This is a genomic window from bacterium (assembly GCA_023150945.1).
Classification (GTDB): Bacteria; Zhuqueibacterota; Zhuqueibacteria; order Zhuqueibacterales; family Zhuqueibacteraceae; genus Coneutiohabitans.
The window spans coordinates 44160-56910 of sequence record JAKLJX010000008.1; the positions used below are offsets into that span (position 1 = coordinate 44160).

Genomic DNA, 12751 nt, shown 5'->3' on the forward strand with positions numbered 1-12751 from the left:
TCATTTTGACCTTATCTCATCAAAGTCATCTTGCGGGTTTGCGCGAAACCATTGACGCGCAGCTTGTACACGTAGACGCCGCTCGGCAAAACTTGGCCTGCATTGTCCTTGCCATCCCAATTGATCACGTGACGTCCGGCGTCCATCTGTCCGGAAATCAGCGTGCGAACTTCTTGTCCATTGATATTGTAAACCGCCAACTGCACCACACCCGCTTCCAAAACGCTGAACCGAATTGTCGTGCTGGGGTTAAACGGATTCGGATAATTCTGCGCCAACTGATAACTCGTCACTGGTGACTGATCACTGGTCGCTTCTTCATCATCCGCGGCAGATTTCGGAAGATTCCCGGGGCCGGGCAAGGCAGCGGGCGAATCATGATGCAGGAACAGGCAATCATTCTCCACCAGAATCGTGTTGGCGCAAAGCGAGCCGCGCAACTGGCTGTTCTTCGCCAGCGTGACGGTCGCATTCGGCGCATGCAGCGTTCCGAGGAAGTAAGCTTCTTTGCCGACGTTCACCGCCGTCCTCTGCAAAGTGAAGAAAGTTACCAATTCGCTGTTGCTCTCGCCGTTGGGCAGCAGGCGAACCGCTACTTCCTTGCCCAACTGCAGATTGCTGACGACGTTGATATTCACCGGTTCACCGCTGGCAAGATCGATCGCGATCACGGCGGTGGAGCCGGGATAGCGCAGCTCGTTGAGGAAATAGTCGCCGCTGGTCAGTTTCAGCGTGCCGCCGCTGTTGAGCGTCACAATGCCATACGAACCGGGCGCCAGCGTCAGGGTGCCATTTTGCGGCACGGCCTTGTTCGGCCCGCCAGCGCTGTAGCTCTTGCTCGGCAGGGGTTCGGAGGCAACCGGCCCCACGGTGAGCACGCCGCTGACCGTTCCCGCGTTGCTGATCGCGAGCGGAGAAGTCACGTTGCCATTGATGGTGTTCTCTTTGTTGATGGTGATCTTGCCCACCGCAGTGAGATTGGAATTGTACGTGCTCGGATCACCCTTCTCGACCGTGAGATTGCCGTTGGAATGAATATCGCCGGCCGGAGTCGATTGCTTGGTGCGTTTGAGCGTCACGGTGTTGGCGAGAAAAACAAAGCGCTTGCATGTGCCCTTGACGGTTACAGTCACCTCGTCCGCATTCGTCAGCCTGTTGGCGTCCGTCACAGTGAGTTTGTAAGTAGTTGTCACCGTGGGTGAGGCAATCGGATTGGCTGCCGTCGCATCATCCAGGCCTGTTGCCGGCGTCCAACTGTAGGCATACGGCGGCGTGCCGCCGCTTGCCGCCGGGTTGCCGCCAATCAGAATGGACTGGCCGTCGCAAATTTGCCCGTCCGCACCGGCATTCGCTACCAGCGCAGGTAGCACGACGATTTCGGCCGTGTAGTCCGTGAAGTCGCCGTCCTTGTCTTTGATGCGACCCTTGGCAGCGAAGGTGCCGCTTGCGGGATATGCACACGCGTAAGAGTTCGCCGTCACGTCACTGACTTCAAACGTGCCGTCATTCGTGCAATCATAAGAATACGTGAATCCAGCAGCCACATCCGCCGCGCTCGGATCGAGAGGATTGCTGAACGCCAACGTTGCTGATTGTCCGACGATGATGGTGCCCGGCGTACCGGTGAAAGTGGCGGTCGGCGCGACGTTGCTTATGTTGACGGTCGCCTGGTCGGTGGCCTTGAGGCCGCTATTGTTTGTGACTTGCACCTGGATGGTACTATCTGCCGGCCCGTCGAGGTCTGCAGCCGAGAACGTCACGCTTTGCCCCGGCGTTTCAAAGCTGCCGTTATTGTCGAGATCCCAAGCGTAGGTCAGCGGCCCGGCGTTCGGATCGTTGCCGGAAGCAGTGACCATGACGGATGCGCCCTCGGTGACGACATACGGTCCGCCAGCCTCAACGGTGATGGAAAGAAAGCTGTCAAAGCCGTCATCGTCAACGTCGATGATGGTATTCATCAACTCGCCGGCCGGCGGTGGAAAGGTGGCGAGAGTGGTGACATTCCCCAAAGGGTCAACACGCTTAACGAATCCTTCGAAACAATCTATTTGGGAGGGCGCGCAACCGCCAAAACCGCCTCCCGCAACAAACAAATTGTCGGCGGCATCGATGGTGAGCTGCAGCGATTGATCCGGGATTCCACCCGGACTCACAAAAGTGGTGAGAGCACCGTTTTGAACTTTCCAGATGATGCGGGTATTGCCGGGGGGAACGTGCCCGAGAATAAGCATTTCATCTTGAGAATTGAACCGCACGTCAATCATGCTGCCGCCGCCCATTTTGAGAGGCGGAAGTCCGGGGTCGAAGAACGTGGACACCTGGCCATCGCGCGTGATGCGGATAATGCGGCCACCGCTATTGCCACCTTGCATCGCCAGGTAGAAATGGCCGCCAGGCCCGCAAGTGAAACCTCTTCCATTCTGGCCGGGCGGAGCTTCATCCACCGTCGAGGCAAGAAGCGAGGGAGCGCCATTTTCGACCAATTCCCATACGGCACCGTACATGTCACCGTTCACAGGATTCTCCATGGACGCGAGCAGGAAAGGCTTGCCGTCATCGGTAACCAGGAGATCGTTCAGACTGCCCTCCGGCAGGCCCGTCGCAAAAGTCGAGACCGACCCGTCTGGGGTGACCTTCATCAGTCTCCCCTCGAAGTCAATCACAAAGAGATTTCCATTCTTATCGAACTTGAGCGGGCCGGGCCGGCCGAGACCGGTGGCAAAGATCGTCTTGGCGCCTGAGTTATCCACCTTTAAAACGTTACCGGAGTTGGGCTCACTCACGAACACCGATTGAGCTCCCGCACCGCTTGGAATCGACATGGACAGGCTGAGCCCCAGAAGCGTGAGCGTGAAATAGACGACGAGTTTTCGCATCATGAATTCCTCCTTGACCGAATTCTGCGACATGATAGCTCATGAACCCACGACGTCAAACCGTGGCTTTCAATATTTTCGCGCGATTATTGTTCTTCCATTCAGGTGAGCGCCTTGGTCAACCGTGCAGAGATTGGCCAGCCGGCGAGTCAAGAGAGGTAAGCCCTGCGGCTCAATTGCTCCTAATACTGCGCAGAGGATACTTGTTGATGATCGTCTTGCACGATCCAGAATGCCAATGCTACCCCGCCATTACTATTGTCACTCCATCAAGATACATGCCAACGGCCACAGGCGAAAGGGTAGATTGATTATAAAGAATTAATGCCAAGCAAACGGCCAGGCATCGACGCGAAAATTCTCACAAGCAAGAACACTTCATGAAAGTTTTCCCAGAATTCGGATAGAAAAAAATCAAACCAGGTGCAGGCCGCAACCTGAGAGGTTTGGCAAAAATCTCACGAGATGTACATTTTGTCACCCATAGTATACTCATCGAAACGGCTTTTGGTCTGCTGGCAGCAGCGGCGCAGCAATCCATTGTCTGCCTGCTGGCAACCTTCACTCCGTCCCCCCCAGCAGCTCAGACCGCAGGCCGCGTCACTCAAGACATCTCAGAATCATAGACTTACCCTGAGGGTTGCTGCTGCATCGGGGCACAGCGCCGTCCCAAGTGTATGCTCAGCCGTCTCCTGCCACCGCACTTTTCCCGCCACACGATTGTGCTTTTTTTTCCAGCCTGCATGAAAATCGCGACTGTTGCGTCTGTTAAGAGGTGAAAGGATAGAACGGCACAGCAGTCTTTCTGCGCAGGCATTTGAATCGCGCAGAAGGTGGAGATTGCTGCGCTTTGGCGTCAAGAAGAGCCTTTCTCCGCGGCTCTGCGGTTCCGGTGCCGGCCTGGTGACTTCGTGGTGTTCCCGCGCTGTCGAGTTGATTGCTCGTTGGGCTTCAGCTCTCAGCACAGCAGCGCAATGAAATACAAGTATTGATGATCAATCAACCTTGGACCCTCATACCTGGAGACGTTATCATGAAGAATTTGCTGACTCAACTAGCGGGGTGTCTGCTATGCGCCGGGCTTGTCTTGATCGGCTGTGACCAAGCGCCGCCTCCCACAATGCCGGAACCGGCACCCATGAATGAAGCGACTACTGCCTTTCTCAAACTCGCATGTGATTGCACCCCAGTGCCGCCGGGAGTGACAAGCTGGTGGCCGTTTGATGAAACCAGTGGCGTGACCGCGGAAGACATCGCCGGTGAGAACAATGGTTCGCTCATCGGAGCAACGCCAATGCCGGCTATGGTTGCCGGCGGGCTGAACTTTGACGGTGTTGACGACTACGTGGCCGTAGCGGACAATCCCAGTTTGGATCTCACCTCCCAAATCACCATTGATGCCTGGATAAAACCCGACAACTTGGTTGGTGAGCATGCCATCGTCAACAAACAGCCATCAGGCTATGCCGATCATAACCATGCCGGGAACTATGAAATCGGCCTCTGGGAGGCGAAATTGATCTTTAAGTCGCAATACGCGCCCTATAATCGAACATGGGGACATATCGCGAATATGCCCGACTTGGTGGTTGGTCAGTGGTACTTCGTTGCCGTCTCCGCCGATGCCGGGACTCGAGTCGTGAAGTTCTATGTCAACGGCGATTTGGTGGACACTGTTGTTTGGCAACATAGCTTGTTGCAGTACCCCAATGATGAACCATTGCGCATCGGCCGGCGAAAGGATGGTTTGTTCTTTGATGGCCTCATCGATGAAGTCGAGATTTATGGTCGCGTCCTCGCAGATAACGAAATCCAGGCCATCTTCACTGCCGGTGCTGCGGGAAAATGCAAGTTCATTCCAATCGAGATCGACATCAAGCCCGGCAGTGATCCCAACAGTGTAAACTGCAAGAATCTGAACGGCGTCATTGCCGTGGCGATTCTAACCACGAGCAAGGCGGCCGGTGAAGCAATCGATTTCGACGCGATCACGGTCGATCCTGCCACGATCCGCTTCGGGCACAGCGGCACTGAGGCCCTCGAAACTCACGGCAAGGGGCACAGCGAAGACGCCGATGGCGATGGCGACCTGGACATGGTGCTGCATTTCCGGCTGGGCGATACGGGGCTGACGTGTAGTGATACCGAAGCCATGCTTACGGGAAAGACCCTTGACGGCGAACCGGTTCAAGGGGAAGATGCCGTACGCATGGTCGGAGGTCAAAAGGATTGATCCGGCGATGCAAACCATGCACCTGCTGCTGCCAGAGCTCATGCAGCGTGGCGCGCCTCGTGCCGGATGGTTCAAGTTGCGGGGAAGGGCGTTGCCACGCTGCTCGTGAGGTGAGAGCCTCATCCACGCAACCGGTGAAATCAAAAGCGGAGATCCTATGCAATCCTCAATACCCGCTCGCGGTCCAGTGCGATTGACGTCGGCGTTGGTTCCGGCCATGCTGATGGGCTGGTGTATTTCAAACCTCGCTTTCGCGCAATGGACCAGTGATCGCAACACGAACATGCCGGTGTGTACCGCCTCCGGCGATCAAACGTATCCCAGCATCATCAGCGACAACGCCGGCGGTGCCATTATCGTTTGGCAGGACAGCCGGAATGGCAAGCTTGATATTTATGCCCAGCGTCTTGACGCAAAAGGAACGGCGTTGTGGGGCAAAAACGGGGTGGCCGTGTGCTTGGCGCCGAACGATCAGCACAGTATCAAAACTGCAGGTGACGGTTCCGGCGGCGTTATCATCGCCTGGACGGATCTCCGCAATTCCACATTCCATCTCTATGCCCAACGGGTCGACGCAAACGGCCAGCCGCTGTGGATTGCCGATGGCGTACCGGTACTTCCCCTGTCGACAATGCTGTCGTCAGATTCTTATAAAATCGTAGGTGACGGCACCGGTGGTGCAATCATTGCCTGGGATTGTTGGACCAGTACTGATCAAAAGGTGTTTGTACAGCGTCTCAATGCTGGTGGTGCGTGGCAGTGGCCGGCGAATGGTGTTGCCGTCTTTTCTGCGCCGAATCCACACTGGGTGGCGGCTTTACTTGCGTTGCATGAAGGTGGCGTGATCATCGCATGGACTGCTTGGCAAGCCGGTGATCGCGATCTCTATGCGCAACGCCTGGATGCCAATGGTAACCCGCAATGGACTGCCGATGGCGTGGGCATTTGCGTTGAACCAAGGACAAGGGACCTGGTCAGTTGCCATTTGATCAGCGACGGCGCAAACGGCGCCATTATAACGTGGCAGGACAATCGCAAGATTTATTTTAGAATTTATGCGCAGCACCTGGATGCTTCCGGAGCTGCCCAATGGGATAGTAACGGCGTCGCAATTCAGTCACCTTACTATCTGGTGAGTGGGTACGATCTCGACAGTGATGGGGCGGGAGGCGGCATTGTGACCATGGTTGAATACCAAAATCTGCTTAATGCACAACGTTTCAATGCTACAGGACAGAGCTTGTGGGGATCCGAGGGCGTTCGCGTTTCCACCTCAACTTACGCTCAACGCCAGCCCACGATGGTGAGCGATGGCGCCGGTGGTGCCATCATTACCTGGCGCGAGGAGCGCGACGCAAGAGATTACATTTTTGCGCAGCGCCTTGGTGCATACGGACAGCGGTTGTGGACTGACACCGGCGTCACCCTTACCACGGCAACAGGAACACAGGAGAACCAACAGATCATCGGCGATCAGGCCGGCGGCGCGATCGTTGCCTGGCACGACACACGCAACGGAGATGCTGACCTCTACGCGCAACGCATCGGCCGGCGCGGGGAACTGGTGCCCAAACCCACCATTCTTTCGGTGCAAGATGTTCCCCATGATCAAGGCGGCAAAGTCATCGTGCGCTGGCAGGCGGCTGATCTCGACACCATCGGCGGCCGCGCGATCGAATACTACTCCATCTGGCGCTCGGTGCGGCCCTCGCCGTATGCACCTATCGACTGGGAATGGGTTGGCAATCAGCCACGGCACAATTTCCCCACCTACGCCTGCACAATCCCGACGCTTTACGATTCCATGGCCACAACGGCTGGAAATCACAGCTTCCTGGTTTCCGCGCATACGGGTAATCCCAACATCTTTTGGGACTCCAACCTGATGAGCGGCTACTCGGTCGACAACCTGCCGCCGGCAGCGCCGGGCAATGTGACCGCGGCTTTTGTGGCAGGAGAAGTGGTTCTGCGCTGGCGTGCCAACCAGGAGTCCGATTTTGCCGGTTATGAAATCTATTGGAGCAACACGCCGAATTTCGATCCGGATACCATGACGGCGTTGGCGACAACCGCAGACACTTCGTTTGTGCATTATGGAGTTCCGGCCAATCGCAATCAGTACTACGCCCTGCGCGCCGTGGATGTGCATGGCAATCGCAGCGCCAAGAGCAACGAAGCGGCGGTGATGCTGGTGGGCGTGGAAGAAACGCCGGCAATTGCGGCCGCGTTCAGTCTGGAACAAAACTATCCGAACCCTTTCAATCCCACCACGACGATCACGTTCACGCTCTTGAGGTCCGCGTTCGTTACCGTCAAGATCCTCACTATTCAGGGCGAAGAAGTCGCCACGCTGGTTTCAGAAAAACTGCCGGCGGGCAAGCACCAGCGCGTGTGGGAGGCAAAGGGCTTGGCGAGTGGGGTGTATTTGTATCGGTTGGAGGCCGGTGAGTTCGCGCAGACGAGGAAGCTCATTTTGCTGCGATAGTGTCATACCACCCCGACGGCGGCACTGTGTGAGCTTCGGGAATGCAGCAGCAACCTCTATGATGGTGAGCCTTTCGTCTTTGACTCGTCGCAGTGGGCAAGTCCGGGTGGCCATCAAAGTGGCTGCTGCTGCCCGGAGGGCGTCAGTGATCATTGTCAACAGCAACGGCGATGTTGAGAAGGTGGTACTCTTTCCTTGCCGAAATGCCGGTGCACTGGAGTTTCCTAAAACGAGCCGAATGACAATTAATGAAAAAAATATCAAAAATGAGAAATTTTATGCCACGATTCTCGAATTTGCGACAGAATCGTAACTGATGGGCAGCCCCGCCGTTGATAAATCCTTGAGAAACCTGCATGCCGATGCCAAATCCATCGGCACAGCGTTTGAGAGTAGAGTCTAATTGGCCTGACATAGCGGCTTCGTGTCACGATCGGCCAGCACCAAACCTTGGGAAGCACACCAGAGCAAACGAGTAGCAAAACCCTGTACCGAGCCTGAAACAGGTTTGGGCAGGCGCCCCCCCGCATCTGCGCATTTGCCATGTCCTCTTGCTGGAGTTTTCCCGCCTACCCATTCTTGGCCTACCTTCAGGCTCGTTGACGGCTTTCAATCATTGCCGGGCAGTTAGGTGATTCTGGCAGCACAAGCGGCCGCGCCGGCATGGATCGGCACCCGCGGCAGTATGCCGATGCCGGGGCAATAATGACTCTGATTACGTTTGTCTTCAGCGCTGACTTTGGCGATGACATGAGCTTTGCGGTCACACTTTCAGATAATATGCTTACGCTGGCTGGCGACAGCGCTTTTGATTTTGACAACAACGGAACCGATGAGCCAGCCAGCGTTGTGATCGTGCTGCAAAAGAGCTAAAGCGATTGAAGGTCAGGTGAAGAAGGATTTATCCGCTATTTGTGGATAAAGACGAGTTTTCCGCAATTATGGTGTCGATCACTTGATGATTATCACGCATCAATCTCGGAGGAATTATGATGAAAAGTGTCATGACCATTCTATCAGCATTATTTCTTTTTTGTGCAACCTCAGCGCTGACACAAACAGAAGACCGCCAAATTATCTCGCTGAGTGACTCCATCGGAGCTGAGATCGACGCCGCCGAGCGCGCGAAGTACGGCCTGTTTCCTGATTTAGACGGATTTCAATCAGCGCGAATCATCCGCTTGAAAGCGTCAGCATATCGCCTGGAGTACAGCTTCACTGATACCCTCGGCAAGCATCACAAATCCAGAAAGATTTCCGCGCCAGCCGTCGAATTGACCAAACTCCACGTCAGGTTGATTGAAGAACATCAAGCCTCACAGCCGACAAAAGAAACAGATGACAGCCTGCAAGCTGCGATCATCTATCGCCTCGGCCTGCGGTACGCCGCACAAAACCGCCACGAGTTGACTTCCGTGCTCTTCGGAGATTTGCTGCAGAATTACCCGCAGAGTCCGCAAGCCTTGCAGGCCAAAGAGAACTATGCCGGCCTCGATCAGTTGTGGAAAACGAAGAAGGCGCTGTTTTGGAAGGGGTCGCTGCTCGATCAAAGTGGCCGCACCCAGCTTCTCATTTTCAGCGGCTATTATGGCCTGTGGCTGGGTATTGCCACACCAAGCGCCCTGAAAGCGGATTCCCCCCAGGCTTTCGCGCTCGGCCTGCTGCTGGGCGCTCCCATATCTTTGGGCATCGCCAGTGGCGCAACAAAAGAGGCAAATATCAGCGATGGCAGGGCGACGATGATTGCCCTCGGCGGACATCTCGGAACCTGGCAGGGAATCGGCTGGGCCGCAGTGGGAGAGGCTGAAGGGAATACTGTCACCGGCATGGGTGAAATCGCCGGCCTGGCTGGAATCGGCGCGGCGGCTTGGCTGACAAGCCAAACTGATTTCTCGCCAGGCCATGCAGCACTCACCAGCTCGGGACTGCAATGGGGCGCGTGGTTTGGCCTGGTCGTGGGCGCTTTGGCGAATTTGGAAGACAATGACCTTGTGCGCGCTTCTCTGGTTGGCAGCGACGCGTTGATTCTCGGCACCGGCATGGCGGCGAAGGAGGTGCGTATCAGCAAAACGCGCGTCCGGCTTTTGAATTTGGCCGGCGCCATCGGCACGGTCTTCGGGTTTGGTCTCGACTTGCTTTTTGAGATCGACGATGCTTCCGCCATATTTGGCATCGCCGGATTAGGAAGTGTGGCCGGCATGGCAATTGGGGTGAACATGACCAGGGATTTCGACAAAGGCAAAGATTTGACTCTGGACAATGATCAAAACCGACTCATTCCTCTTGGCCATCATGAGAGTGGCAAGATACACGTTGGCTACCCGCAATTGAGCTTCCTGCGACCTCCTCATGACCCGGGCAAAATTGTTCCGGCGATGAGTATGCAAATTGCATTTTGAAGTGAACTTTAGACGGCTGAACTCAAAGCCACTGGAGACAAAGTATTTTACAACAAAGTCAATTCCGGGTTACCCGACAATTCGGTCCTCGCCATTGCCGTTGACAATAGTGGCAAGAAATGGATCTGCACCTTGCAAGGAATAGCCGAATTTGACGGCACAACATGGACGGTGTATAATCCTTCCAACTCCGGCCTGCCATCTAATTCGATAAGCTGCATTCTGGTCGATGATAGCGGAAACAAATGGGTCGGCACTGACAACGGACTGGCCAAATTCGACAACACGAACTGGACACTCTATACACCCGCTAATTCCGGTCTGCCAGAACAGTCTGTACTATCCCTTGCTTTTGGGTTTTTAACATACCCAACCGAAGGAGTGGCCATGAAAAATATTATCACTCATCTCCTATGTCTTTGCTCCGTGGCGGCAAGCCTGTGCTATAGTCAGGAACAGTGCCTGCTGGTTTCCACCAATCGCATTGACCTCGGCACTCAACCGGGCTGTGAAACGTTTTCAGCCAGTTTTGTGGTCTACAGAAGTGGATGTTTTCCCACCCGTGACGTATCTCTCTCGGTTCAAGTCCAAGAAAACGAGAATTGGATTTGGACAATATCTCCGGAGGCCTTCACGATTGACCAGGCATTTGGCCAGACCACGGTACGGTTCTCCGGGGGGTTTCCTTACGCTGCCGGCAGATTCGCGGGAACCATTATCGTGACCGGTGATACTCCACTTTCTCCGCAAGAACGGGAGGAGATTGAGGTGTTTGGCACAGTCGAAGGTCCTCAACTCCAGGTATCGCCTGCAAAGATCGAACTGGGTACGCTGACGGAGGGCGCGGAATTATCGCGCAGTATCACGATCAAGAATGCCGGTGGTGGAATTTTGACCGGCCAAATCTCAACGAATACTGACTGGATTACGAGCCTGTCGTTTAATGATTTTACCCTACGCTGCAATGATCCTTGGCATGGCGAGCGAGTTCTTGAGTTCGACCTCAAGTTACCCTGGCAAGAGTACCTACCCGACGGTGGCCCACAATTCAGTGGCGCCATCAGGATAGACTGGACGAATCCGGAGGGACAGAGTATGACGGATGAGGTCTTCATATCCGGCAGCGTAAACGATGGTGCCTGTTCCAATGAGGACGAGCTAGTTCTGTCGCACTATCCATTGCAGATGCCGTTTGGATCAGGGCGCCAATGGGAAGTGGGAAACCCGGGGTCTTTCTATGGTGAAGGCTTTCACAAAGGGAAAAGCTACTACGCTACCGACTGGAATCTGGAGCCCGGGGATGACTTGGGAGCAGCGGTTTTCCCTGTTGCTCCTGGAAGAGTCGTTGCGGTTCGCGATGGTTGTTTCAATTGTTACGACTCTGATAAGCAAAAATGCTTCCATGGACCATGTGACGCCTGTTACAAGAACAACGCCAGATTCGATGATGCTTACGATAGGTCTTCCTTTTTGGGTGAAGATGGAGATTTTCCCGGATTCCTTGGAAACTACGTTGCCGTGGAGCACAAATTTGGCATGACCAGCTTGTATGGGCATTTACAGGATGTGAATATCGAGCCGGGCCGGGAGGTCTTCGTCGATACCCAAATTGGGACCGTCGGCAACAATGGATGTTCAACAGGTCCGCATCTGCATCTGGCCTTCTGGCGCCATACGCGAGGGGTCTATGAGTGCTTTTGCGCGCCCAGCCCAATAATTGCGAGAGACAGCCTCTGGGTATTGACCGATGGCGGCATTGCAACTGTAGCACCCAAAAACCTGTTTCTGGATGTACCTCAAAACTTCTGGGCGAAGTTATGGATTGACGCCATCATCGCCTCCGGAATCATTCAACGCGACCAGGAGGATATTCGCTATTTCGATCCCTATCGCAGAGTTCTCAGATCCGAGATGGCGCATTACCTCCTCCGGGGCAAATTTGGTCGCGGCTACGATGCCAACAAGGATATTCCACGCCCCTCCGGCATTTTTGCAGATGTCCCGCCCAGCCACCCGGATGCTGCCTGGATTGAGAAACTCTATCTCGAAAACATGACAGCCGGTTGCTCTTCAGACCCGCTCAGGTATTGTCCGAATCAGTATCTGACGCGCGCCGAGATGGCAGTCTTCTTATTGCGCGCGTTACACCAAAGCTCCTACGTCCCGCCGGCTCCTTCACGACAGACATTTGTCGATGTGCCGCTTGATCACTGGGCAGCCGAGTGGGTCGAGCAGTTGTGGCAGGAGGGTATCACCGGGGGATGTGGGGAAACGCCAAGAAAGTTCTGCCCGGAGAATTATGTTACTCGTGCAGAAATTTCAGTATTTCTCCTGCGTGCGTTTAAAAAATATCCACCTGCCAGAGATCAGGAGGGATTTGGACTACTAGGCGGTCCAGAAGTCGTTGTCTCCGTCTGTACACCTGAGGAGATTGCTCAATTGCCACGCCAAGTTATGCTGCTGCAAAACTACCCGAACCCTTTCAACCCGGGCACCAGCATCGAATTCGTGCTGCCGAAGGCAAGTTTTGTTACGTTAAAAATTTATGATGAGCTGGGCAAGGAAGTCGCCACGCTGGCGGCGGAAAAACTGCCGGCAGGCAAGCACCAGCGCGTGTGGGAGGCGAAGGGCCTGGCGAGCGGGGTGTACGTGTATCGCTTGCAAGCGGGTGAATTTGAGGAAACGAAGAAGCTCATTTTGCTGCGGTAATTTAACGTTGGTGTTGAACAATATTTTCGCTCAAAAAAAAGACCGGAGA

Annotated in this window: 7 protein-coding genes; 6 read left to right on the forward strand and 1 reads right to left on the reverse strand. The window is 54.9% G+C overall.

What is annotated here, in order from left to right; translation table 11 throughout:
- Window positions 1-11 precede the first annotated feature (11 nt).
- The gene (locus L6R21_12550) at window positions 12-2879 is read right to left on the reverse strand and encodes a T9SS type A sorting domain-containing protein (protein MCK6560016.1); all 2868 of its coding nucleotides are present in this window, start codon (window positions 2877-2879) and stop codon (window positions 12-14) included.
- 1030 nt (window positions 2880-3909) lie between these two features.
- On the opposite strand from L6R21_12550, the gene L6R21_12555 reads away from it, so the two are divergent.
- The 6 genes from L6R21_12555 to L6R21_12580 all read left to right on the forward strand — a co-directional run bounded on the left by L6R21_12555 (window position 3910) and on the right by L6R21_12580 (window position 12702).
- The gene (locus L6R21_12555) at window positions 3910-5109 is read left to right on the forward strand and encodes a LamG domain-containing protein (protein ID MCK6560017.1); all 1200 of its coding nucleotides are present in this window, start codon (window positions 3910-3912) and stop codon (window positions 5107-5109) included.
- A 157-nt stretch (window positions 5110-5266) separates the two neighbouring features.
- Window positions 5267-7594 (forward strand): T9SS type A sorting domain-containing protein, encoded by a 2328-nt coding sequence (locus L6R21_12560; protein MCK6560018.1) that lies wholly within the window; start codon window positions 5267-5269, stop codon window positions 7592-7594.
- Window positions 7595-7652: 58 nt separating this feature from the next.
- Window positions 7653-7907, forward strand: a complete 255-nt coding sequence (locus L6R21_12565; GenBank protein MCK6560019.1) for a hypothetical protein — start codon at window positions 7653-7655, stop codon at window positions 7905-7907.
- A 350-nt stretch (window positions 7908-8257) separates the two neighbouring features.
- Entirely contained in the window at window positions 8258-8467 is a 210-nt protein-coding gene (locus L6R21_12570; protein MCK6560020.1) for a hypothetical protein, read from the forward strand.
- A 116-nt stretch (window positions 8468-8583) separates the two neighbouring features.
- On the forward strand, window positions 8584-9993 hold the full coding sequence (locus L6R21_12575; protein MCK6560021.1) for a hypothetical protein: 1410 nt from the start codon (window positions 8584-8586) through the stop codon (window positions 9991-9993).
- A 132-nt stretch (window positions 9994-10125) separates the two neighbouring features.
- A complete protein-coding gene (locus L6R21_12580; protein ID MCK6560022.1) occupies window positions 10126-12702 on the forward strand; it encodes a peptidoglycan DD-metalloendopeptidase family protein in 2577 nt (858 codons plus the stop codon).
- The last annotated feature ends 49 nt before the right edge of the window (window positions 12703-12751 follow it).

Coding starts and splice junctions, on each gene's coding strand:
- L6R21_12550 (MCK6560016.1), bottom strand. CDS start 2,879: ATGATGCGAAAACTCGTCGTCTATTTCACGCTCACGCTTCTGGGGCTC.
- L6R21_12555 (MCK6560017.1), top strand. CDS start 3,910: ATGAAGAATTTGCTGACTCAACTAGCGGGGTGTCTGCTATGCGCCGGG.
- L6R21_12560 (MCK6560018.1), top strand. CDS start 5,267: ATGCAATCCTCAATACCCGCTCGCGGTCCAGTGCGATTGACGTCGGCG.
- L6R21_12565 (MCK6560019.1), top strand. CDS start 7,653: ATGATGGTGAGCCTTTCGTCTTTGACTCGTCGCAGTGGGCAAGTCCGG.
- L6R21_12570 (MCK6560020.1), top strand. CDS start 8,258: ATGGATCGGCACCCGCGGCAGTATGCCGATGCCGGGGCAATAATGACT.
- L6R21_12575 (MCK6560021.1), top strand. CDS start 8,584: ATGATGAAAAGTGTCATGACCATTCTATCAGCATTATTTCTTTTTTGT.